General features: G+C 55.6%; 18 protein-coding genes and 1 pseudogene. 4 read left to right on the plus strand and 15 right to left on the minus strand.

Features of this window, described 5'->3' with window-relative positions:
• Window positions 1–186: 186 nt before the first annotated feature.
• From GEOBRER4_RS13505 to GEOBRER4_RS13520, 4 genes are all read right to left on the minus strand, one after another.
• On the minus strand, window positions 187–1041 hold the full coding sequence (locus tag GEOBRER4_RS13505) for a YqiA/YcfP family alpha/beta fold hydrolase (RefSeq protein ID WP_226377787.1): 855 nt from the start codon (window positions 1039–1041) through the stop codon (window positions 187–189).
• A gap of 66 nt (window positions 1042–1107) precedes the next feature.
• Window positions 1108–1476: a hypothetical protein gene (locus tag GEOBRER4_RS13510; protein ID WP_185242742.1), complete on the minus strand. Its 369-nt coding sequence runs from the start codon at window positions 1474–1476 to the stop codon at window positions 1108–1110.
• A 48-nt stretch (window positions 1477–1524) separates the two neighbouring features.
• Window positions 1525–3378, minus strand: coding sequence for a DEAD/DEAH box helicase (locus GEOBRER4_RS13515; protein ID WP_185242743.1), 1854 nt, complete (start codon window positions 3376–3378; stop codon window positions 1525–1527).
• A 392-nt stretch (window positions 3379–3770) separates the two neighbouring features.
• Window positions 3771–4742: a helix-turn-helix transcriptional regulator gene (locus GEOBRER4_RS13520; RefSeq protein WP_185242744.1), complete on the minus strand. Its 972-nt coding sequence runs from the start codon at window positions 4740–4742 to the stop codon at window positions 3771–3773.
• Between the two features lie 373 nt (window positions 4743–5115).
• Here GEOBRER4_RS13520 and GEOBRER4_RS13525 point away from each other — a divergent pair.
• Window positions 5116–5314 (plus strand): annotated as a pseudogene (locus GEOBRER4_RS13525) (IS3 family transposase); the annotation flags it as partial.
• 89 nt (window positions 5315–5403) lie between these two features.
• On the opposite strand, the gene GEOBRER4_RS13530 reads toward GEOBRER4_RS13525, so the two are convergent.
• The 6 genes from GEOBRER4_RS13530 to GEOBRER4_RS13555 all read right to left on the minus strand — a co-directional run bounded on the left by GEOBRER4_RS13530 (window position 5404) and on the right by GEOBRER4_RS13555 (window position 12243).
• Window positions 5404–6792, minus strand: coding sequence for a phospholipase D-like domain-containing protein (locus GEOBRER4_RS13530; protein WP_185242745.1), 1389 nt, complete (start codon window positions 6790–6792; stop codon window positions 5404–5406).
• Window positions 6793–7025: 233 nt separating this feature from the next.
• A complete protein-coding gene (locus tag GEOBRER4_RS13535; protein WP_185242746.1) occupies window positions 7026–8159 on the minus strand; it encodes a serine/threonine protein kinase in 1134 nt (377 codons plus the stop codon).
• Between the two features lie 127 nt (window positions 8160–8286).
• Entirely contained in the window at window positions 8287–8622 is a 336-nt protein-coding gene (locus tag GEOBRER4_RS13540; protein ID WP_185242747.1) for a hypothetical protein, read from the minus strand.
• Between the two features lie 425 nt (window positions 8623–9047).
• The gene (locus GEOBRER4_RS13545; protein WP_185242748.1) at window positions 9048–9587 is read right to left on the minus strand and encodes a hypothetical protein; all 540 of its coding nucleotides are present in this window, start codon (window positions 9585–9587) and stop codon (window positions 9048–9050) included.
• A gap of 291 nt (window positions 9588–9878) precedes the next feature.
• The gene (locus tag GEOBRER4_RS13550; protein ID WP_185242749.1) at window positions 9879–10526 is read right to left on the minus strand and encodes a hypothetical protein; all 648 of its coding nucleotides are present in this window, start codon (window positions 10524–10526) and stop codon (window positions 9879–9881) included.
• 91 nt (window positions 10527–10617) lie between these two features.
• Window positions 10618–12243 (minus strand): ADP-ribosylglycohydrolase family protein, encoded by a 1626-nt coding sequence (locus tag GEOBRER4_RS13555; RefSeq protein ID WP_185242750.1) that lies wholly within the window; start codon window positions 12241–12243, stop codon window positions 10618–10620.
• A gap of 666 nt (window positions 12244–12909) precedes the next feature.
• On the opposite strand from GEOBRER4_RS13555, the gene GEOBRER4_RS13560 reads away from it, so the two are divergent.
• Complete coding sequence (locus GEOBRER4_RS13560; RefSeq protein ID WP_185242751.1) at window positions 12910–13371, plus strand: HNH endonuclease; 462 nt, start codon at window positions 12910–12912, stop codon at window positions 13369–13371.
• A gap of 430 nt (window positions 13372–13801) precedes the next feature.
• On the opposite strand, the gene GEOBRER4_RS13565 is transcribed toward GEOBRER4_RS13560, so the two are convergent.
• Together GEOBRER4_RS13565 and GEOBRER4_RS13570 are read right to left on the minus strand one after the other, a co-directional pair.
• Window positions 13802–14080, minus strand: coding sequence for a hypothetical protein (locus GEOBRER4_RS13565; protein WP_185242752.1), 279 nt, complete (start codon window positions 14078–14080; stop codon window positions 13802–13804).
• Between the two features lie 255 nt (window positions 14081–14335).
• A complete protein-coding gene (locus GEOBRER4_RS13570) occupies window positions 14336–14587 on the minus strand; it encodes a hypothetical protein (protein ID WP_185242753.1) in 252 nt (83 codons plus the stop codon).
• A gap of 398 nt (window positions 14588–14985) precedes the next feature.
• Between GEOBRER4_RS13570 and GEOBRER4_RS13575 the strand changes: the two genes are divergently transcribed.
• Window positions 14986–15267 carry a type II toxin-antitoxin system Phd/YefM family antitoxin gene (locus GEOBRER4_RS13575; protein WP_185242754.1) on the plus strand — a complete coding sequence of 94 codons (282 nt, stop codon included), beginning with the start codon at window positions 14986–14988 and terminating at the stop codon, window positions 15265–15267.
• Window positions 15264–15689, plus strand: a complete 426-nt coding sequence (locus tag GEOBRER4_RS13580) for a type II toxin-antitoxin system VapC family toxin (RefSeq protein WP_226377788.1) — start codon at window positions 15264–15266, stop codon at window positions 15687–15689. Before GEOBRER4_RS13575 ends, GEOBRER4_RS13580 begins: the two co-directional genes overlap by 4 nt.
• A 720-nt stretch (window positions 15690–16409) precedes the next feature.
• On the opposite strand, the gene GEOBRER4_RS13585 is transcribed toward GEOBRER4_RS13580, so the two are convergent.
• The 3 genes from GEOBRER4_RS13585 to GEOBRER4_RS13595 all read right to left on the minus strand — a co-directional run bounded on the left by GEOBRER4_RS13585 (window position 16410) and on the right by GEOBRER4_RS13595 (window position 23702).
• Window positions 16410–19559 carry a UvrD-helicase domain-containing protein gene (locus GEOBRER4_RS13585; protein WP_185242755.1) on the minus strand — a complete coding sequence of 1050 codons (3150 nt, stop codon included), beginning with the start codon at window positions 19557–19559 and terminating at the stop codon, window positions 16410–16412.
• A complete protein-coding gene (locus GEOBRER4_RS13590; RefSeq protein ID WP_185242756.1) occupies window positions 19559–22225 on the minus strand; it encodes a PD-(D/E)XK nuclease family protein in 2667 nt (888 codons plus the stop codon). Before GEOBRER4_RS13590 ends, GEOBRER4_RS13585 begins: the two co-directional genes overlap by 1 nt.
• Before the next feature lie 136 nt (window positions 22226–22361).
• Entirely contained in the window at window positions 22362–23702 is a 1341-nt protein-coding gene (locus GEOBRER4_RS13595) for a hypothetical protein (protein WP_185242757.1), read from the minus strand.
• Between the last annotated feature and the right edge of the window lie 222 nt (window positions 23703–23924).

Genomic DNA, 23924 nt, shown 5'->3' on the forward strand with positions numbered 1-23924 from the left:
CGAGGCTTCCCTTGTTCTGGCCGACAATGACCTTTTAGCAAGACGGCATCCCACGAATGATCCAGAGATACCTGTATATCGGCGTCCACCTTATCCAATCTATAATTTTTTGTTTTTGGCCTCTTGAGAACCTTCCGCACCTGAAAATTGACTTTTGTTGCAGCGCTGCGTAACAACCTTCCTCTTTCAATGGAGGGATTCCAGAAAAGCTCTGAAAAGCTCGCAGATAATAGGGATGCTCTTGCTCAACTGATGGTCGTCCTCCAGAAGGTGCAATTCGGCCTGATGCTTCAGGGCAAATTCCACCGAATTGCGACAGGGGACGATTTCATCGTGAAGACCATGGACAATGGAGGTCCTCCTGGCATGTGGGGAGGGAAATTGTTCCGGGTACCCGGGAATCCAAAAAGCCGGCGCCATGAGGAAGAGACCGTCTACCTTGTAATGGCTAGATGAGACGGTCGCCACATAACCGCCCATACTTGAACCAACCAATACATTCAAACCGTTACTGGGCTTGAATTCACAAAGGTGGCGTTTAACCCGTTCCATCGGATCGAACTCGTTACAGTAATCGATGCTGACGACATGAAAGCCTATGCCTGCGGCAACCTTGGCCATCGCCGAAATCTTTGTTCCCCATGGTCCGGATTCCTTCCCGTGCGAGAAGCAGACGGTGTGGGAGCGATCATCATTCCTTTTCAGGCAAAGTCCCAACCAATCCTCACGGTTCCATGACACCTCATTATCGGCTTCCACCTCATTCCAGACCACATCGGCAAACCCGGGATGCACGTACAGGGGGTACAATTGCCGCCAGGGATAGCGTGAAAGCAGCCGCAGAGCGCCTTGCCAGCCACTTACCGCGGGAGAGGATGAGGTGTGCTGCACCCCTGCAGCATCCTCCTGCGAGAGCATCGATTTGATGGTGCTCTCATCGGTGCTGAGCTGAAAGCGCCACTTCCCCTGGCGAGTTTTCCAACCATACAGGCTTATCCCGCCGCCATCACCAACCACTTCGAGAATTTTTTCCTTCTTCATATTACTCACCCTTACTACAGAGTCTGCCCAAGGTGGCACCACTTACCAGCGTGGTTGAGGTGGCGCTTATGCCTTGCGCGGTGGCAGGGAGCCGATCTTCATCGGGTCATAAAGAGCCTGAATGTCTGAAAAGGCGGAGAGAGCGTTGGCGACCAGAACCAGCTTTTTGATTACCTCTCGGTTTTCGGCATCACCTCCCAGATCGCGGATACATGCGATGATGCAATCACGCAAGGTATTCGCCCAGATGGCGTAACGAGACACCGTGGCGTCACCGCCATTTGCCTGGTTCATCGCGGCGCGCTCCAGACGTGGGAAGATAAGCTCCAGGCAACCATCCTGGCAGGCCTCGCCCACCTTGAGAGTAAGAGAGTTCTGATACCATTGGATCAGCTCCTGAATCTGTTCTTCTTTAGTTTGCGTTGCCTTGCTCAACTGAGGCTCCCTCGTTTTATTATCTGGCGCCGCTTTTTTTCGCTAGGACTAACATGACTTCGCCTCTGCAATAAGGCGCTCCATCAGGTTCGTCTTTCTGACAAAGGTTATCTCTAATTGGTAACGAGCACGAGTGACCCCGACATAGGCTAGACTATCGATCTGCTCCTGCGTCCAACGCTCGCCCGGTTCCAGGGCGTCGAGCCCGACTATGAATACGCAGGCGAAATCCAGGCCCTTGGCGCTGTGAATCGTGGTAATTGTCACGCTGCTTGAGGTGATGTCGTGAGAGCGCTTGGCGCGGTAATCCTCCGAGAGCCACTTGTTGAGGATGCCGCGACTGTCAAGCGCTGCTGCGATCTGGTCCGGGACGCTGGGGGAGTCGACCGGTTCCGTCCGCTTCATCGTGTACATGACCGCGATTTCGGATAGATGGAAACTGCCGGCATCCAAGAGGGTTCTGATCTCCTTGGCAACGTGATCTATGACCTTCTCGATGCTGGCGAATTGTTTTACGGTCGGACACGGACCACTGGAGATGCGCGTGTCGGGAAACAGGGCGTGCTGCGGGTGCTCTCCCTCCCCGCCTCCCTGCGACGAAGCGCCGAAGCGAAAACGGTTGGCGAAGCCGGTGATCTCTTTGGTGTTGCGGTAGATGATGTTTAGCTGACGAACGCGCCCTTTGACGTTGATGCCAACACTTTTCCAGTTCCGCTTCTGACCGTACAGGTCCTGTCCCTCGTCCAGGGCGACCGTGAGGTAGTCGGTCTTCCGGTTCATGCATTTCATAACCACCTGCAGCATCCGGTCCGAGAAGTCCTGCCCTTCGTCAACCAGGATGGCGTCGTACATCATGGCATCCGGCAGGTCCTTGGAGAGCGCGTCCTCCATTACGATGTCGTAATAGTCCATGTCCTGTTTTTCGTGCTGGACCTTCTCACCAGTGAGGCGCTCGCACAATTCATAGAAGTGCAGCACTTCCACACCGTCCGGTCCGAGTGGCGCCCCCTGCGCCGCCAGCAGACGGCGCAGATAGTTCACCAGAGTCACGTTGTAGCATAGGAGCAGGATGCGCTTCACCGCCGGATTGTACTTCTTGAGATACACAGCCTGGTGCACAAGCACCAGGGTCTTGCCGCAACCTGACGGTCCGGAAACCAGTCGATGGCCTCCGTTGAACCTCCTGGCGACCGCCTCTTGGTGCAAGTCCAGCAACCTAACGTTGTGGTCATGATTCTTTAATTCATCCTGCATACCACGATCAATCGTATTGATCCTTATTGTCGGGTACAGCAGCTGACGCAGGTGGTTCAGTTCGTGAGACGAGATGTGGCAGGGGAATACCGGCTCGAAGCGCTCACGGATGGCATCGTGAAAGGCTTTACCGGTCGGATCGCACAGGTTGTGGTCAAGATCGTCCCAGAAGAAGATTTTGGAAATGGGAATGATGCCGTCGTTGGGAAAACGCTCCCTGTAGGCAAAGGAGTCGATGTTGGTGAAAACAACGCCGTGGGAAATGGGAATTTTCGGCTTTCCCTGTGCGAATCCGTCTCGGTTCACCAGTCTGCCGTCGTTGCGGATGCAGTCGAGCAGGTTACGGACGTAGGCCCGGGCCTGCTCGTGGGGATTGGTACGAGATTCTTCCTTGAACCCAGACCTGATCTTGAACGTCTTCGGATTCGCCTCGCAGATCTGGTCAATGCACCAGTCCTTGACCTCGAAAACGATTAGACCTATGTCCGGGGAGTAGAGGATGAAGTCCGGTTCTGAGTCGCCGATGTCCGGGGAGTACCAGACTATGAACCGGTCGTCGGGTTTGGCGGCTACCTTCAGGAAACGGTAGAAAGCCTCCTCCCCGGTAGTGGTGAACTGTTCGACATCATCAGGTATCAATATGGGCATAAATTTGTACTCACCTGAGTGCCAGCACTGGGCAGTATGACGGGTGTGGAAAGAAGCCTTCACTCACCAGCCTCACATCCTAATATTTTTCTCCGTTATCGCTCTCCATTCGGGGTCAAATTACGGCCGCCTTCTTGAACTCATTGCCGCAATTTCCTGGAGTACCAAAACGACTGGGATCGCTGAGTTGAAAGTATGTCAAATTCAGGAACTCGGCAACGGATTCACAATGATCCTGGCTCTGACAGTCAAAAGGTTCTGACAGTCAAAAACATTCATCCTTAGGCACCTCAACCGATCATTGCATTTATCTGTGGTGTTTCGGCCACGATTTGCATTCGGCGCTCACAGCGTACACGAGGCACCCCCCCATCTAGCGTCCCATATTTGCATTAATGGTGGAGATAGCGGGATGACATCTGTTCTATTTCCAGCGCAACCTTTTGGCGAAGCCACTCTGGCTCGACAACCACAACTTGCGAGCCGTGTTTCAGTATTTCCATAACTATTTCCGCTTCATGCGAGGCGGATATGGTTAGCAGCAACGAACCATCTGCCTCAATCACCTCTTTCTGCCCCTCGTGCCATAGTTCACCCCTGACCCATCGGGCACGGTCCGGGGTGAATCGAAGTACCACGTCAAAACTCTTTCGGTTCTGGAAGATGCCGAAGGTATTAGAAAGAAAAGGCCGCCACTCCTCGTTTGCACGGAACTTGAATAAATCCTCCTCAACCCGCGGGAACGTCATCCGCCCCAGCACGAAGTCCCGCCAGTCGCTGCGCAAACGGCAGAATGCAATGAGGTGCCAGTTCCCCATATAGTTCACCATGTGGTGCGGCTCTACGGTGCGCATTGTGCAGTTGCTGGCGGTCGGGGAATAGTAGCAGAACGAGAGGAGCTTTCCCTGCAGAATGGCGGAGGTTACTACCTTGAAGGTGAGCGGATCTGTGGGGCTAATCCCCTTCCAGCGGAAGGAAAAGGCATCCTCTGGCTTGGCACGCCCCGGAAGGTTGGCGGCCAGGAGTGATCCGAGACGGCGAGAGACTTTCTCGAGGTCCTCAGCTAAAGAGCCGGCCGATGCCTCTGTTATCAATTTGCGGGAAATGAGCAGGGCTAGGAGCTCCGCTTCCGAGATGCGGGTCACCGGCAGTTGGAAACTGGAGTCGGTGTATCGGTACCCCTTGTGGGAAAGCAGGTATTCAAGTGGGGCCTGCAGACGGTCACGGAAATAATCGATTGAGCGTTGGGCAGTCTTGGTGCTAATTTCGAATTGGGCTGCAAGCTTGAATGCGTTGGGGTAACGATCGCGTCTGGCCTCGTTGTCAAACCAGATGAACCGCTCCAAGAACAGTTGTTCGCCCACCTCGCCCCCATTACCTCATTAAAATTAAAACGCGCCAAATATACACGCAAAAATCTAGGACGTCAAATAGGGAATAGAAAAGGACGCCACGTTCTCCCCTGAGCAAGCGAAGCAAAGCGGCTATGGCTCGCACAGATCTGCCCTCAAAGAGTGGCAGCACTCGTAGCTTTCTAACGGGAGCTATTACTATACATAACACTAATTATGTATAGTAAAGTACTATGGCGGCCCCGGTTTTCTTGGACACGAAAATGAGGTAAATTTACGTATTCAAGGAGGTCGTCAATGGAAAAGAATGGTAATCGTGCCGGTGCAGCGGAAGGAGAGCGTAGCGATACTTCCGCTGCATCGGAAATTAAACGTTGGAGCGCCAGTCCAGGGACAGCCCAAGAAACACGATGGCAAGATCATCACGACGGCTCCCAATGTCATGTGGGGTTACCGACGGCACCAAGGTATTCACCTCGGAAGAGGGCTGGTGCGGGCTGTTTACCGCCGTTGAACACTGGAATGCCGAATGTGTCGGCTGGCATGTGACCAAAAATGGTGATCGGTTTGCTACCCTACAACCGTCGTGCTGGTGGGGTTGCGAACATTGGTTCATAATAGCTCCTCTCATTGCAAATCGTAAGACACTCTCAACACCGCGGCGGGTTCACCGCTAGTTTGCGCCCCCTCCCTTGCGCCTCCGGACCTTGCCGTCGGCCGGTAAACCTTGAAAAGGGTCATTCAGACAGGTCTGCAGCCAAGCATGCCAAGCGTCCTCGTCGTTTCTCGCCTCGTCCCAATCCTCGGACAGATCCAGTCCTTCAGAAAAGGCGTACCAGTCACTCAACCAAAGCGCTACCATGTTGGTTATTTTGGATTTTGAGACTTCCAAGACAAGGTGGGAGCAGAAGGACTCCTCGAACTCCCTGAGTGCGATTTCATCGCCGGTCCAAAGATCCGGCACCACCGCATCATCAACCCCGGCCAGGAGCCTTTGGAGGTTTTTCTTATCCTTAAGCTTGTTGATCACCCTGGGGATCCAGTTGTCAAGACGGTTGCTGGCGGCCTTCCGGTCCCACCGGTACCTGGTCTGGTGTTCTCGGTTGAACTCCCGGATATTGTCCTCGATCACCTCGAACGTCGTCAGAAATCTGAATCTGAGCTCGTCGGCCTTGGTAAGAACTTGCTCCACCACCATGTCGCGGCGGGAGGCGTTGACTGCATCGATGTTTTCACGGACTACGTCGATAAACTGCGCCGGGCACCAGTACCCATAGCAGGTGGCAATGCAGAAGCGTTTCCATTTAGCCACCTCCTTGGCTCTTGGCAGCTGGAGCAGATTAAGGATGGATATGTTATCCGGCATCTGCATTTCTGCCCCTGGCACGATGAAATTGGGTTGCCTCAGGAGCTGTTCCGGCAGGCCTAGCCGAAAATTGAAAGGCTTAGTAGCCTTGTCGTCAAAAAACATCCGGCCCTGCAGCAGCCATTCCCGGGCCGATGCCCCGCCTGCTGGCCGGGAGGTTCGGTTGAAGGGTACCTGTCGGCACTGTTGCCCTGCGAAGAGCGCCTGCACATAATTCAGAGCTTCATCGGCATCCCTGCGCCGCTCAAGGTGTGCCACTATCTCCTCATTGATGAAAAAGCCCCGAGTGGTGAAATTGAGTGAGCCTAGGGCAACGTGGTTCGTGTCCGGCTCGTGCAGGGCGATGACCTTGGAATGCAGGAGGCGTCCTAAGTTTACGAGGTGAATACCGCTTTGTCGGTTGAATTTTCGACCAGCGGTCAGACTTTGTGCCAGCTCGTCTAATGCTTCTGTCACCTCGTCGTCACGGTGGTAGCCGCTGGCAGATTCATCCAACAGGACTCTCAATGTGAACCCGATACCGGGCAATTTCTTTATCTCGCGGACCAGACGCCCCAAAAGCCAAGGATCCGTGTAGGCCGATACGATGGTTATTCCCGTCAGGCCTGCAAGGTCCGGCCTTTTGAAAACCTGCTTTATCATTTCCAGCGGGCTCTTCGCCTGGCCCCTAAGCTCCCTGATCGACCTAAACGCCACGCTTACCTCCTCAACATGCAGTTGCCCACGGACAGTCGCCTAGAAGCAGGGGGTATAAACCGATAAAGCAGATTACCCTACCGCTGGTGGAGGACGAGAAGTCAGGGTCTGGTTCAGGCGGGAAGCGCTGACGGGGAAATTGCCGCCTTATCCAAAAGGAAATCACGGCTCCGCCTAATGGATGCATTTTTGCGGTTTCGGTGCGTGCCTCAGGGACAGTCTTCAATCCGGGTTCAATAGAGGAAATAGGAATGTCCCTGCCGTCGCAGAATGTTTCGTTTGTATGCGGAGCGCACTAACTCCTTGATTTCATCCAGACGCTGGGTCGTCTTCTTTTTCCAGCCATTGAGACGGCTGAAATCGGGATAAAGAGCGTCGGCAGCGTCATCCAGCTTGCCCCCCCCTCCGAGTTCCCCGGCAAACTTGGAGAGGATACACCAATCCTCCTCCGTGACCACCACTTGTTTCAGCTTTTCAATCGAGGCCTCAGCGGACAGGCGCTGGGAAGGTGTTTTCAAGGTCATCTTTCTCAGTATGGGAGCCAGTTTGTTGACTAGGAAAGTGCTCGGCACGTGCCGAGTCAGCTTCGCCCTCAACCTCGAGACGTGTGAGATATCGTTGCTGGTCAACGACTCTCCGGTTAACAGAAACATCAGTGTCTGGCCTACGGCATACACGTCGGTATTGGGACCTACGCAACGGCTGCCGTCCTGCTCGGGCGCCATGAATCCATAGGTACCGGCTTCGAGTAAAGCCCCTTTTTCGCAGGCAAGGCCCAGATCGCCAATTTTTATGAACGCAGGAGTCGGCGCCCCCCACCTGATTTTTTGAACCTTTTTCATTTCACCGATGTGCACATAGATATTATTCGGCTTGATATCCCCGTGACACCAGCTGTAATTTTTGGCGTATTTTTTACCGTGAAGGACGATCAGGTTTTGCAAGATGTCTACGGCAATGGACACGGCCGTACGGACCGACGGAATAACGTGTCCTGAGTTGTTTCTCTTCTTGGAGACATGTTCAAAATAATACTTGTCCAGAGTCATCCATGGCTTGGCGAGCATTTCCATGGAGTAAGCCGACAAGGCCTTATCAGGGGTTATCGCATAGTCGAAGATGGAAATGAACTTGTCCTTCGGGAGGTTACGCAAGACGAGAGTCTCTTTGACAAGGTCGTGGTGACTCAGTTTCAAGGCCACCTGCTTGTTCAGCCACTTGTCGTGAACCTCCCACACACAGCCAAACCCGCCGGTTCCGAGATGGCGCTCCAGACGGAATCGTTCGAACAGCACCGTTCCCGGCTCGAAATCAATTGAATCCCCATCCAGTGAATCTGGCCGCCAATAAATGGACGATACCGGCATATCCACCCCTTTACTGTCTCGATTCGACTCCCTGCCCATTACTGGCGTATCGGCACTCTCCGTATTAAATGGAGGATTATGGTGCGACGGCAGTGACGCCCGGCAAGCTATTCCACCACTACCTCCATCACGCCGCCTGCCAGCACGAAGTTAAGATAGGTTCCGGCAACAGGTTGCCAGTCGCAAGCTTTAAGGAGTCGGCATACGCCTTGAGCTGTCCCGCATAGGCTTCGGCTTCTTTGCCCCACAGAGACGGCGGCCCGGGGAAACTCTTGTGGTCGATGACAACCCATCCCTTGGCGGTCTCGAACAGCAGGTCGGCCGTTCCAACCATCAGCTGGGACCCCAGCCACATCTGCACCGGCCACTCGGTCAGCAGCCGACCCGGCTTCATCCCGTCCAGGAACCGGTAAAAGCCGTCGCAGTTGTCGAGGAAACCTTCCGCGCTGAGGACGCCCCACACTCCGTGCCTCTTCAGGATCCCCTCCAGCAGAGAGACCCTTCCGGGCGGGCCTGCCGCGCCGCGAGGTCAGCCGCAAGGAACGCGTGCAATGCGGTACCCAGTTGGTCGTAGGTAGGCGCTCCGGCCAACGGCAGTTGCCTGCCGGTGATGACCGGCTTGCCGACGGTGACAGCGAACCGTCGGGGAACTCCATCGCCGATGGGTTCACTTTGGCAGGGAGACAGGGGGATGGCCCCGGACGCTCAGCCACCCAGTGGTCCGCGGCGGCACCCTTCCCGGCCGCGGCGCCGCTCGCGGGTTGCTGGAGACTGAAGGTAAGCTTTTTCCCTTTCGCCCTCCTGTTTCCTTTCCATCATCTATTTCCATTTAAAGGTCGCCGTCCATCCAATAGGTGGCGAAAATCCATTCAGCTGGGCTACATCCTCTCAAGAGAATCCCTTGTACCTCTTCTGAAAAATGACTCTCGCATAGGTACGAAATGGCGCCGTCGAAAAAGGGTCCTCGGCAAACCCCTCACGGAAAAAGGCGTCGTAGGCGCCGTGCTTCCCAATCAGCAACATCACATTCTGCTTCTCCAGTTTCAAAGCATGTGCCACGGTCTCTTCCTTGGGGATCCCACAGCCATCAGCGAATAAATCGCTGAACTCCCTGTAGAAGTCAAACAGGGCAATCAACCTCAGTACCACTTCTGTGTATTCTAGGTCATCCTGATAAGTTGCCTGACCTGCGGCAGCGACTTTTTCCCAAGCGCCTTTCAGCCATTCCTGCGCATCAGGTGCGTCCCACTCCTTGAATGCCGCACCCATCTCCAGGACGACCTCCTGCCAGACAAGAAGCGTGGTAAAGTTTCCTGCTGGGTATGCTGATCGTCGTAACAGTCGCAGTTGGACCATCTCACGGTCCAATGCAGCATTCCACTCCTTCAATTCCTGGTCACTCTTCTGATGGGGGGCGGCCTTTTTCATTTCTTCCGACACCTTTCCAGACCACTCTTCCACGTGTCGCCGCAGGAATTTGAACTTCGCCTACTGGAAAGTGAGCCCAGTCAACTGTAGGATCCGAGCAATGGTCTCTGCGTGGTTATACTGGTCAGTCGCGGGAGCGTCGTTCCCCCCCTCAAAGCCGTTAACTATGTCGTAGACACACGCCCCACAGACCGGGGCCTGAAGCAGGTCGCTCCATACGTATTCGTCCTCATCGTCCTTGTGGTCTGGACAGAGTGGGCATTGGTACCCCCTAGGGACTGAAATCATGGGCTACCGTCCTGCGTTATCAACCTTCCAGTAGTCGCCATCAAGCAGGTTTTTCCCATCTTGATTACAGCACGTGACCTTCCTCAGTTCTTCACTCATCGTGAGTTTGAGGTGCGGGACCTCTCCACCATGCAACGCCCACTGAGGGAAACAGTCGAACCGTAGATTCTTGGAAGGGTTTGGCGACCAGATAAGGTAGTAAGGCCTCAAAATGTGTTCAAAAGTTCCCGGTTTAAACATACTCTGCAAACGAGCGGCCTTCGATTCAGCTTGCGCGTTTGTCCACGAGGTATCGCCCTTTGCCTCTATCATGATCAAATTTGTCAATGCAGAGTTGGAAGCGTCAGGAGCTGCAATAAGCAGGTCAACGTCCTCCTGCGAGGCCTTTATCAAATCCCTGTCTCGCTTAAACACATCGCGTTCGATGTCGCGATCGTGCCCACAGAGGAACAAGCTAGCGTAAATCCAGTCAAAATGATAATCCATAGCCATGAAAACGGACTGGGCAGGAATGGCTATTCTTAATTTTGCTTCTAGCCTCTGCCTGAAGGTATCATCGAGCTCGAAACCGCCACGCGTGGCTTCCTGAACCACATAGAAGCGCTCCTTCCTGTTGAACCGTCTCAGATTTTCCCTGAACTCAAAAGACATCTCGCCTCCTAAAAATTATTAGAATGCCATCTTCTATTTCTCGAACATCGCAAGTCTTTGACAATTTGACGGCCGCTGGTGGACCCCACATTCAGGATGGTTCCCCCTCGGACCATGCTCTGACAGCAAGTCTGTCTGCTAAACACAGCAATTCCTCTCTGAATTCCAGCTCCTCCAAATAGTCTTTGCTATCGTCAAGTGGCGTCGCAGGCCATAGGTCTTGGTCACAGTAGCACTTTCGTTTAAGCCAGTACCTTCGGTCCGCGTTACAGGTAAGCCCATTGAGCGCCCCGCATAGGGTGCCGGCCATGGCGGCCACGGTATCGGCGTCCCTACTCTCGTTGACAGCATGGCTCAAAACGCGGTCGAAGTGGCCGGGTGAGTACAGGAAACAATAGAGGGCAAAGGGCAGACTCTCTAGTACGTAGGCACCACTCCAGAAAGCCTTCTGGACTTCAGCCGGCGTTGCTTTCACTTCCAAATAATTGGGTATTTCCTGTCCTATCCGCTGGGCCAATGTGGCAGGCTTCCCGCCATTCCGGGTTTCGTATCCGCTCCCGTCTTCGATACCCGCTATCGATTCAGCCAAGTCTCTGCAGAAGAGTGTCATGGTCCCCAAATCATCGATCTGGTGCAGGTCCATCCTGAGCAGTTTGGCCGTTGCGTAAGCCATGACAATGCTGCTGGCAATAGCCATCGAGTCGCTATGCGTCACCATCGCTTGCATGCCAGCAGCCAATTTCAGTTCGTCGAAATCATTTCTGAAGAATATCCCCACCGGCGCAGCGCGCATCGACGCACCGTTGCCTGAGGACTGGATACCGCTTTGGTACCAAGGGAGTCGCTTGTCTTTGTAGTTCCTGACAAATTCGCGCGTGGCCTGACCTATGCCCCGGATTCGCTCTGCAGTGAACCGCCGCGCCAAATCATCGGGATCGAGCCCCCCTTTTGCAAGAAGGGAGTCGGCAAGCCACCAAGTTAGCTGAGTGTCATCCGTGATGGTGCCAGTTGGTCCTGACGTCCAACCGCGCCATGGGGCATACCAGGAAACTGGCAGACGACCATTAGGATCCTGCGACTCGACCTGACGCCCCATTGCGTCTCCTATAGCACCGCAAATGATTGCGCCGCGGATCTTATCCCTTAATTTCCAGAAGTCACCGTCGTTGGCCGCACTGGGAAGGTCGAAGTCGAAATGCTTGTCCATACCAAGGTGCATGTAGTCGCAGCAAAGGTACCCCTGGTGGAACAAATCGGAATAGGCGCCGTGCAGCGCCTTGTCACCGCTGCTCTGCCTGATGACAGGCTGAGAGTCACCACTGGCACCCAAACGCGCCTCCAGCCAATGGCAATAGATATCATTGCTCGCGAAGCCGAGGACCTCTCCAGTCTCCTGAATGGCAAGTGTTATCCCCTTGGAAAACTTAACACCGGTAACACGGCAGATGCCAGAGGTGTGAGTCTGCGGCTCATTGTTACCAAGCCAGGGTATGCGAGTGTACCATCCTTGAAATATGCCGGACGAGTAAATAGGACCGCGGACGAATGGTCGGTACTTACCTGTGCCGAGTCGATCTTCCTCGAAGTTGTCACAGTAGGTCCAGAAGGGGTTGGTAACCCGAGCCCCCCGCAGTTCACAACTACAGGGTCGGGTCCGATCTCCTTCGGTCTTGTTCCAGACGCAATTACCGCAATTATCACTGCCGCCGTTAGGCACGACCGCCTCCTTTCACCACGTCTCTTGGCCAATATCGGAGAAACATTTCGTTGAGGTCCAGATCAAAAGACACAGGCCATTTCCCATGGGTCGTAGTGGCCCAAGTCCTCGAGGAATAAGTTGGGGGAGGTACTATTCAGGAGGGTGCCCTTCTGGCATTATATCCACCAAAGCGACGAAAGATGTCGCGAAGACAAGGAAACTACCAGACCTTCATCGAAAGCAGATCAACAGTCAAACCGCTCAACAGTTCGGTGTACCAGGACAAAAATGTTTGTCTCATTGCGTTTTTAATGTTTTTATTATAAACATAGCCTAATTGTCAAGGTGAGTTCGCAGTCACGCTATACGAAGGAGAAAGACAAAGTGCTGAGATCCGATATTGTCTATTGTTCAATCATTGTGCTTCACTTGCTTTTAGCTGTCAGATGCTACAAGAGGGATTGGCATTTAGGTGCCACTTTCAACTTGTCCTGCGTCAGTTTTTTAATATATGTGCTGTATCTGAGGGGGAGATTGGTATGAAATGAACTCCTGTACTTGAGGTGGCCTGGTGTTTACGCCGAGGTCGATAGCCAATTGCTTCGGGCCCGATCATCGGCCTGGGGCGCACCCTTCAAGCAAAGGCCTTGTGCCATTAAACTGACCCCATCTCTAGGAGGCATAATGGCCAAGATCACTCCGGCGATGGCCAAGAACACAATCAAGAGGTCGCTTCGCGCGATCGTGGACCGGGAACTCACCTATCCTGAGAAGGCGGCGATCTGGACCTATTTTTCCTCACGCTGCGCTTACTGCGGGGGTGAGTTGGCCCGAATGGCGCGCGAAGGACATATGGACCACCTGGTCCCGGTTCAATGCGGTGGGACCAACCATATTTCCAACCGGGTGCTTTCCTGCCCGCGCTGCAACGGTGATGAAAAGCGAGAAGCGGATTGGAGGAGCTTTATTGAGCGGAAGGTCAGTGATCCGGCACAGCGACTGGAGCGGACAGAAAGGATCGAGGCATGGGTTAAGGAACACTCCCATCTGCAGGAACCTGTCGACGAAGCGGCTTTGATGATCCAGGTCGCCGAGGTCTGCAAGGCATTTGACGCCGCTGTCGCGGCCCTTAAGGGGAAGGTATGAGATTCATGATCGAACCGGAACGCTGGTATGCCTACGAATTTTTAGGCAGTGAATTCGGGGATATCCGTCATTACTCCCCCATCAGGGTGGAGAAACTGAGGCTTTGGGCTGCGGCACCAGGACCTTCAACCTCCACTTCTACCATGCCAATTACCCGGAGGGAGTACGGGACAAGGTCTATAAGCTTCAGACCATCGAGAGGACGAAACGGTTTCTGCTGGCGCGGTCGCTCGATCACCAACCGGTGCGAATCCTTTTGATCTTCGACATTTCGGCGGAGTGGCTGAAAGCACACTACCCAGGTCTACGGCTAGATGGTCCGCTGGAGGCGTGGCTTGACCGAAACGTCTGAGGAAAGAGAAAAAAAAACGAATAGATCCTCAATTACCTACTTTCATTACTGCTCCGTCGCAGACTTGCTCTGTTTTCCTCATGCCCTGTGTGCTTTGATCAAGGCAAGAAGGTAGGTAGCATTGGCCGAGATATCATGATAATCGCTGGGAGAGAAAGAGTTTGTGTCATTGAACCTGTTTAAAACCCTTTCAACATAGAGCCACCGGTGAAGGCGAGGCGTCCCTGTGCTTTCTGGGGTATATTGGAGACCTTTAGCTGTGACATCCACCTGAAACCGCTTTCCTTGATGCAGTGTCTCAAGTATTTTCCCATTATGAGCTGCTGCAATAGGCTTCAACTCTTCCATTGAAATCATAGCCAATCCCCGTTTCGAAACTCCTGGCGCAGCCGGTATCTTCCATCTGCTACTGACTCGAAATACTTCTTGTAATTACTGCTATGGCTCTCGCTCGCGCCGTCGGCTAGACAGCAGTTAATGTAGTTTTCTGTGGGGGATGGGGTCCAACCTTTAATCTCTATCAACTGGCGCACCTCTCTGACTCCAAAAGGCTCCCTAATACGCCCTGCATTGACCATTGCAACAAGTTCTCGATTCAACCCGCGTCCATACTTAGGCATCATTTGTCTCCTCTCTTATTCTTGTCAATAAGTTGTAGACGTCCTGTCCCTCGTCCACCTCAAATACGATGAGCCCAACCTCCGGGCAGAACAGCACGAAGTCCGGTTCTCGGCCGAAGATATCAGGTGAGTACCAGACACAGAAACGTTCGTCGGGCTTTGCTGCTAAGCGGAGGAAGCGGTAGAATGCCTCCTCCCCGCAGGTGGTAAACTCCTCTATCTCGTCGGGGATCATTATTGCCATAAGCGTTGACTTTATTTATTTGCGGGCACACAACAGAGGGGTAAAATAGCATAAACAAATTAGAAACTACAAAAACATACTCTCAAAGGTGTTGGACGTCAATTGGGGAACATCCTCTTTAATGTTAAATCAAACAAATAATATATACAACCAGTGTCAAGTATGCGTTTAACATTGGTATGAACCAAGAGTCGAACTACGGGATCTCACCCGTGCGATTCCAGGAAAAGAAAAATTTTTATTCTGGTTATGCACTTGGCTCAAGCGTCCGTGGACCTGGCCACGGAGGATGCAACACACTGACCGATGCACCAGAAGCGTTTGCCAACAGTTTTTGTTTGGATTTGAACGAAAACATGATAGCATCTAGCTAGACTGGCTAGATTGAGGAGAACCCTATGAAAAATAATAAAAAACATTCCCCACACGTCGGATCCTGGCAACTCCAGGATGCAAAGAACCGTCTGAGCCAGGTGGTGAACTCGGCCCGATCCGTAGGCCCTCAGACCATCACTCTTCGCGGTGAACCGGCAGCGGTGGTCATCTCCATCGAGGAGTACCGGAAGATGGTTGGGAAGCCTAAAACATCTCTATCCGCCTTTTTTGCTCAGTCTCCACTTTATAATGTCGAACTCGATCTCACGCGCAGCACCGATCTGCCTCGGGAGGTGGATCTGTGAATGTGAAGTATCTGCTGGATACCTGCCTGGTTTCAGAATTGGTCAAAAAAGAGCCAGACGCAAAGGTAGTGGTTTGGCTGGATGGCTGTGACGAAGAGAACCTGTTTTTAAGCGTATTGACCATAGGAGAGATCCAAAAGGGTATCAGCAAGTTACCGGATGGTGAGCGCAAGGAAACTCTTCAGAGGTGGCTCGAAGACGACCTGACAGAGCGATTTAAGGGAAGGATCTTGGATGTGGATAGGGATGCAGCCATGGCGTGGGGTAGACTTTTGGGATCTTCAGCGAGCAGAGGCGAAACGCTTCCGGTAATGGACTCCTTAATCGCCGCTACGGCTATCAATTGGGGGCTGGTTGTTGTGACGCGGAACGTCAAAGACATGGGACGATGCACGGAGAGTTTATTTAATCCGTGGGAGTGAAGTCCCGAACCAACACATCAACGTTCGACCGCCGCGGGCTCTACTGCGGCATCATAACGGACAAGGCCACGAAGATATGTGCAGGGACAACGGGGATGAATTCAGATACTTGTTGGAGGAAGAATAGGAGTGTCATCGGGAAATAAAGTCTTGAACTGCTACTGGGCCTTTTCCTGGGATCTTAGAGCTCATGTTTACCCATGACAGGTACATAAGCTCTGGAAAGGCTTATCTATTGGCGATGCCTGAGTTGGCTTCCACTATTGGAACAGTGTCGCCCCTCCCATTGCTTCATTTTCGAGGCTCATTCCCTTCACCCTTTCGGCTTACGGCCTGCCTGCTTGCTGTCCTACGCTTAAAGCATGATGTTACCATCATGCTTCCAAGGACTTGCTACCCTGGTTGGCCAACCTTCTGGGGCGGGATTCTCACCCGCTAGATTACGCGACCTTGCCCGGCCGCACTCCAATTTCAACCCACCATCGGCATCTTGAGACCCAACCTGCAATCAGTAACACTCCTCAATATTTTCTGGGGGGGCACCGTTGGACGCCGATACTGGGTTAAAATTCGAAGCCGGTCCACACCGGCCACCTCTGGGGGATCGAGTTGCGGACACTGCGGAGGTGGAAGGCCACCGACGGCCTTGTCGTTGGTGATAAGCGACCCGAAGCCGTCCATCCTCGTCCCACATTTAGCGATACGCAGGCTTTTAGCCCCCTACAACTCGGACATGCTTACCTTCCCATGGCTCACCCAGTTGATGACAAGACCTAAAACCTTCTTATCTGGCCACAGGGAGTACACTGCTTCACGATAAACCTCCAGTTGTGGCCGATAAAAAGCAAAAAGACGGTCAAATTCCTCCGATTGGTCACTCTTATGATCCACTATCCACAGACCGGCAGGGGTCTCTACCAGCAGGTCGATGGAACCGGCCACCACGCTGCCCTCCTTATTCTGGGCCAGGATCGGCACTTCCACATGGCCCCTTTCCGCCACCAAGGAATCTTTGAGCCAGGTGCGGAAGGCTTCTATCCCCACACCGATAGCAACTCTTCCCGCCTCGCTTAGCATTACCCCAAGAGAATCCGCCACAAGTTGCAGGCGATCAGGAGTATCCACGGAGGCTTCAAAACACCGGTGCAGGAAGGTCCCGCGGTCAAATCCCTTGATCTCCAGATCCACACGGAGCGGTTCCCCATAAGCTATGGTGATTATCCTCCCCGCTTCTGCTCCATGCTGCGAGGAGGGTGTAACGACTTCCGGTGTCAGCTTACAGTACACCGCGCCCGGCCGGATCGCCCGCCTGCCGAAGGATGGAAGTTCCTTTGCCCCCTGAGATGTCTCGTCTTCAAAACCCTCGGGGGCATGCTTTCCACACTGCACCACGCGACAGTCGAACTTCTCTCCAAGCACGATCATCTTGTTACCGTCAATCTCGACCCGTCCCGCTTGCTGGAGAATCGTCCAGTACGAGCACTTTTCAGGCTCCTGGTACCGGCGGCACTCCAAGATCACCTTCTCGCGCGCCCTCGTGATGGCGACATAAATAAGGCGAACTGCGGATTCTCGAAGTTCCGGCATCAGCGGCTCGGCAAAGCGCTCCTGCGTCTCAGGAGCCACAAAAGCGGGGCTAATCTCCATACGCGCTTTATCGAGAACTGCAGCCAAGTTGTCAAAATCATCGTACACAACGGACATTTCGGGAAAACGCGAATAAACCTCCGTGTCGGTGGCGCAGACAGCGACAACCGGCCATTCTCTTCCTTTGGAGCTGTGCCAGGTGGTGAGCACAACGGCGTCCTCGTCCAGTACCCGTGGTGCCGGCTGCTTGTTATCCCGCTCCACCTTGCCACGCAGCCAGGCAAGAAAAGTTTTCAAACCGCTGCCATAGTATCTGCCGCTGACCAGGGCTTCGACGTTCGCGCCCTGGAATTCCGCAGCTTCACCCTGCAGCCGGAGCAGGTTGGCGCGCGCCGAGGCGGCATCGGGCCAACTGCTGCAGACACCATAGAGGTCCAGTGCCTCCAGCGCCGAGGCCACCAGTTCTGTCACCGTGGCCTCGACGGAAGATGGGACCAGTGCATCCAGTCTCGCCAGCACCGGGTCGTCGAGTTTCCGGCCGTCTAAGAGCTCCGCTACGGCGCTCTGGAGATCATGCACCCCCAACTCTGTCACCGCCAGATAAAGGGCTGCATGACGATCCGAAGGGTCGGCAAGGTAGCTGAGGGCATGAAAGGCGATCTGCACGGGGCGGGAATCAAACCAACCGTCCTCGTCCATGCGTGTCTTGATGCCCAATTGCCGTAGGGCCTCGGCGTACCGCTCAAGCCGCTCCTTGATGGGACAGAGAACCGCTACATCTCCGCCGCGGATCCTCCTCTCCTTCTTGAGGCGCTTGTCGTAGATCTTCTGCTTATCATCCGCTAAAAGATCGCGGATTCTGAGCGCCATGTACTGAGCGGGTATCCGCGTGCTGCCCCGGTACGGTCCCTCCTCGAAGTCCATCACCTCCAACGCCGTCTGGTGGCTCGGATAATCCGCCATGGGCGCGAGCTCGGTATAGGCATCGCCGAACAGCCCCTTCCCCACCTGGTTCACCCACTTCATGACCTTCGGAGTTGAGCGCCAGTTACCGGTCAAAGGCTTTGTGTCATTACGTGCTGCCAGGTTTTCCAGAAGACGCGGATCCGCATTTTGAAAGCCCATGATTGCCTGCTTGAGGTCGCCGACAATCACCGCAGGGACACCGCTTGAGAAAAGTGCCCACACCAAGGCGAACTGCAGGGGGTTCGTGTCCTGGAATTCGTCGATGACCAAGCAGTCCACCCGCGTTTTCAGCTCCTCGAGGACGTCCGGCCGCTGGGCGAGGAGGCGCTGGCTGATCGCCAGCATATCGCTGTAGTCCACGAGTCCCTTCACCCTCTTCCCCGCGGCATAGCGATTCAGGCATTCCTGGCTCACTTCCAGCAGCCCCTCGACGTGCTTCATCGCCTGTTCCCGGGGGCCCGGGTGAGTGGGAAGCGCCTCGGCGGCCGCCATCACCGCCTCCGCCAACGCATCGTAGCCGCTCGGGGTTTGGGCACCCCGTTTGGAGAGTCTGAGCTGCCGCAGACGCTGCCAAGTTTGCCAGTCCTGATCCAGGTTCTCGGGATTGGAGGCGCGGGCCAGAGCCAGGAAGTCCTCCCGAAACTCCTTTTCAGCTGTCTTGTTCCCGGTAAAAAGAGGAACGAGGCTCTTGGGAAAGGCTTGCAGGAGGGCCGTCACCGCCCGTTGCAGCGCCTCCTTGAGAGGCTTGGCCTGCGCCGTCTGCCCGTATACCCTCTCGACCATCTTCAGCGCATGCGGCGTGATCCGGGGATCCTCCTCCAAACGCCCTATGGAGCGAAGCTTCGCTATCAGTTGCAGCACCCGCTCTTTGAACTGATCCTCAGCACCGGTACCGGTGTTGAAGTTGTAACGGTAGCCGTAGGCGGCAAGGTTCCCCAGCACATCCTCCGCTCGGTCGGCTGCCGCAAGAGCCGTGCGTATCAGAACCGCCTCCTCGTCCTCATTCAAGAGACGCGGCGCCGGAGAGAGCCCGGCATCGAAGGCGAATTCACTGAGCACCCTAAGACCGAAGCCATGGATGGTGGAGATATAGGAGCGCTCTAGCTTGAGAGCGTCATCAAGCCGCCCCCGCGAGACCAGTTCCTCGCGAATGCGGTCCTTCAGCTCCCCGGCTGCGGCTTCAGTAAACGTTACTGCCACAATGCGATCCGGTTCTACCCATCCCTTGCCCACCCACTCCGCCAAGGTTTTCTGTAGCGTATAGGTCTTCCCCGATCCGGCTCCCGCCGGGATGATAGTAAGCGGCGGTATGGCCATCAGTTGTTCCCCCTTTGCCGGACTTGGTCGTTGGTATCCTCACCTTCGTCGCCGGGGTCGTCCTTCATGAATAGTGGTATGAGCGGAGTGTCGTCCACGGCGTACATGGTGATGCCGGCGTTGGACTTGAACCAGTCCGGATCGCCCTCGTGATTTAGAGTCACCTTCCCCAGGCGCAGTTCGGCGATCCTCTCCCTGATCAGCTCTATGGCGTTAACGGAGATTCCGGAGCCCAGCTCCTCCATTCCCGCCACTTTCCCGTCGATCCAGCCACTGCTGTCGGCAAGGGCGGTCTGATCATTCATCAGGTAGTACACCACCCCAATCTCGCCAGCTTGCTCCAGCGCCTCCTTGAGGGCACCCTCAGCAGACTTGCTGCCGCCGGTCTGGATCATGAGACGATACAGGGATGCCTGACTGTCGTACCCCTTTTTCATGCGCTCGCGCCGCTGTCCGCTCCCGGCCTTCTTGTAATCGACTACGTAGAGTTGCCCTCCCGGGAGCCTTAGCAACAGATCGGCACTGCCGTGGATGGGCAGGGTGTCGAGCACCCCCTTGAGCCAGACTTCATTCCCCAGGACCTCCGCCCCGATCTGCTCTAACAGCCCTCTCCAGTGCAGTGCCGCCACCTCGACCTCCTTTGCGAGATGACGACGTTCCACGTGCCACTCCGGCTCCAAGAGAAGCGGCTTCTTCCGTTCGATCGCCTGGTCGAGCAGGATGGGCACCCGCGCTTTCACCTCCGCGGGGCTCGGAAGCGGCTGGCCGGGCCTGAAGAGGTGTTCGAAGACGTGGTGGGCGAGGGTTCCCTTGGAAGCGACATCCAGCGACTCCGGGCTCCACTCCCGCGGCTGTAGGCCGGCTCGGCTAAGGAGCCATGCCAAGGGCGAGACCATGAGGGTGTCGAGACTGCTAGGGGATTGCGGCTTAGGCGAGCCGTCCTCGTAACAATGGATTGCCAAGAGATCCCGCTTGAGGAAGAGGTCGTCCTTTTTCAGTTCGCGCTGAGGCAGCGGATTAGACGGCGGGGCGGTCGGCAGAGAAGCCACCTTCATTCGTTCCTCTTCCCGGTCCAGTTCCAGTACCAGTTCGTCGGGCTCGTCCGCTCCGAAGACCTTGGCGAGGTAGGTGAGGGTCTGGGAGGGGCGCAGCGGTTTCCCAAAGGGATCACGGCGGGGCATGAACAGGTTGAGTCGCTGCGACGCGCACCCGATCTGCTCACGCAGTTCGGAACGGCGCCGCATTGCCCCTGCGCTGGGGGGCTCGACGGCGTAGCCAGCTGCCGCAAGAGCTTCGAGATCTGCGTCGGAAAAGACGGACGACACCGAGGGCTCCCGCGGATAGCGGCCGTCAACGAAACCGAGCACGAAGAGGTGTCGCACTTGGCGCCATGGGAGTTCGTAGTCAAGAAAGACCGCTGCTCCCTCCCGCACCAGGACCCCGGCCGCGGGACCAGTCACCGTTTCCGGCGCGGCGATCCGCATGAGGTCCCCCCAAGGCACCGCCCCTTCCTCCGTGAGCTCCGCCCGGCACCGTTTTATCGTCGCTAGGGCGCGCGCCACATGCACTTCCATCCCCTCAACACCACGCAGGAGCGCAGCGAATCGCAGCAGCGCTTTGGCCAAAGCGGCCGCATCATCGATACGCTTGGCCAGAAGGCGCAGCATCCGCTTCCCTTTTTCCGCCATGCCCTGAGGCGCCCGCAGATCAGGTGCACCCTCGCCCACTGCCTCCTGAGCGAGATCGTTACCGGTCTCCCGGCTCCAGGGCATGAGCGGAGAAGAAAGAAGCGCGGCCAGGGCCAGCGCGGGGGGCGGTTGTCGGCGGGTAGCAAGAAACGAGAATACCGCCTCCTTCCCCAAGTCGCGCACCGGCTTCTCCACGGGAAGGCCGGACAGCGGCAGTCCCGCGCGGCGACACAGGAGATCAAGAGCGTCAAGATAGCACCGCTCGTCCGGGACCAGGAAACCGAGGTCGGACGGTTCAAGTGCGGGGTCACCGGACAGCGCCTGCTGGGCCATCCCCACCGCCACCTCAACCTCCTCCAGAAAATCCCTCACTGCCAGGCACTGCACAGAAGGATCGAGCGACACGGTTGCCGCACCTGCTCCGAAAATGTTGCGCTGAAGAGCACCGAGTGAAGTTTCCGGTTTGGCGGCAGGAACGCAAGCCGTCAGAGCGGTATGGAGCGCAGCAAAGCGCCCTCCGTCCGCAGAACAATCACGTGAGAGCTTCCCGAGGAGCGCCTCCTGCCAAGGGTTGAGTTTCAGGCGCACCGGATCACGGTAGACCCGTAAGGAACGGATCGTCTGTTCCGGCCCTCCCCCTAGAATCGAGGAGATGACCTCAAGGTGGGGTGGGAGTAGGAAGCCCATCCGTTCGTGGAGCCGACCGAGATCGCGAAGGTGCCGGTGAGCACGGGATGGAAGGATGCCATCAGCAGGAATGGTGAGTCGGCCGGAGGGGCCCGCACCCTCCAGGAGAAAGGCAAGGGTCGAGGCGACGGTCGCTATCGTCTCGTCAGGAGCCACTGCGAGGCTCTCGCTCCAGAATGAGCTGGAGAGCTCGCCTGCGGCGCGTTCCAGCGCATCCTGCCATGACGATCTTGGTTCCGGCAGCAAGTACGCCTCTCGGGCGCGCTCCAGGAGCTCCTGCCAAGTGCCCACGACGAGCCCCGCAGCGCCGCCGCGCTCAGCAACTGCTCGCCGTGCCGCGCGGGCGGAGGTCCTGTCAGGGAAGAGGAAAAAGTGTAGTGTCGCGTCGATGTTGAGAGGCGTGGACATCTTGGGTCTCCTTGGACCTTTACTTCAACATGCGTAGAATGATTCTGTCCTTGCACAGCGTAGCCACTGAGATATCCAGTGGCTTCTCCCCGACCTTTTCCTTCAGTCGCACCCTGAGCCCCAAATCGTTGAGCTCGGAAGTGGCATCGCTCTTCAGCTTAACGACGTCGAGCAACTGGGGGGCGGAGAGTAGACGCCGGTAAAAACTACGCGTTCCCTCCTTGGCAGATGCCACGAATCGCTCGATGACCTTTCCCCTCAACGACGCATGCTGATGCTGCCGGGCCAGCGCCGCAACCTGGGAGAGCTGCCCGGTGATGAAGCCCGGAAGTCCGTCACGCTCGGCGATCTGGAACAGCTCCTCTGCCAGCGCGCCACACCGGTCTTCACTCTCTTCTGCCTCGAGCTTGGCGCGAAGCAGAGGCTTGAGGTCGAGGCCATCGTCTCCAGACAGCCGCGGCGTCATGTTCTTGGCACGCCCAAAGAGCGCAATGAACCAGTCGCACAGATCCTCCAGTTCCTGTTCACTAAACCTGGACAGGAAAAGGTCCACCTCCTCCCCTCTCCTATTCCGCACCGCCTCCGGGTCGCTGGCATCACAGCTCAGGCGGCTGAGCACGTCGAAATGCTCCTCGTCGTTCAGATACTTGGCCAGACCGTACATCGGCACAGGCTCCTTCATTTCTTGGCACCGGTCCGATTCGGCATTTTGCTGCAGCTGATGGTAGGCGTCGCGCCAGGCGCGCTGGAAGTAGTCGTCCTGGATCTTTTCAAAATGAGGAGCGAATTCTTCCCACACGATGAGGCCGGTGTCGGGAAAGCTCTTTCGGGTCTCCACAACCTCAGCCTCTGCAAGGCTCCCGACGCCCAGGGTGGAAAGGAGGAGAAACCTCCTAGCCGGGGACTGTGGCTGGCGGATTATCGTGTTGAGCGAGTTCCAGTAGCGCGCCATCTGCCCCGGCTTTACGCTGGTATCGAAGACCTTCCCCTCGATGCCGACAAACAATGGCAGGGAACCGGCAGAAGTCTGGACCAAGAACGCCAGGTCCAGGTAGTAGGTGCGCCCCTCCTTAGCGGGAAGCGGGAACTCGCGCATGATGGGCGAGTCGGCGTACTGCTCGTGCAGGCGCAGTTCGGCCGCGAAATAAGGGGAGGCTTCCTTTGGAGACAGGAGGCAGAAATCGTCTGTCACCCCCTCTACCCCGAAGGTCATGGTGAGGATGTCGCGAAACACGGGGCGATGGGTGCGGTAACAGTAATCGAGGCAAGATGCCAGAAAATAGGTAAAGAAGTCCTCTTTTCTGCGCAGGACACCCAGGTAGACATCGAACATACGGAAGTCCTGGTTGTGGTCAGTCATATTCCCTCCACCCCTTTACTGGAATAATCACATGGGAAGTTTCCTATCATACTCATAGTCATCTTGTCACGGACTATCCAGCGCTTCAGCGCGTCGCCTTTTTTTCAAGATACCAGCATTACACGTCACTATCTGTCGCTTAGCCGCGGTATCGTTGTTTCGTAACGGATCTTGCATTCAGCGCCCCTGGAGTTGGCTGTGCTTACCTGTGGGCATATTGAC

The organism is Citrifermentans bremense (genome assembly GCF_014218275.1).
Lineage (GTDB): Bacteria > Desulfobacterota > Desulfuromonadia > Geobacterales > Geobacteraceae > Geomonas > Geomonas pelophila.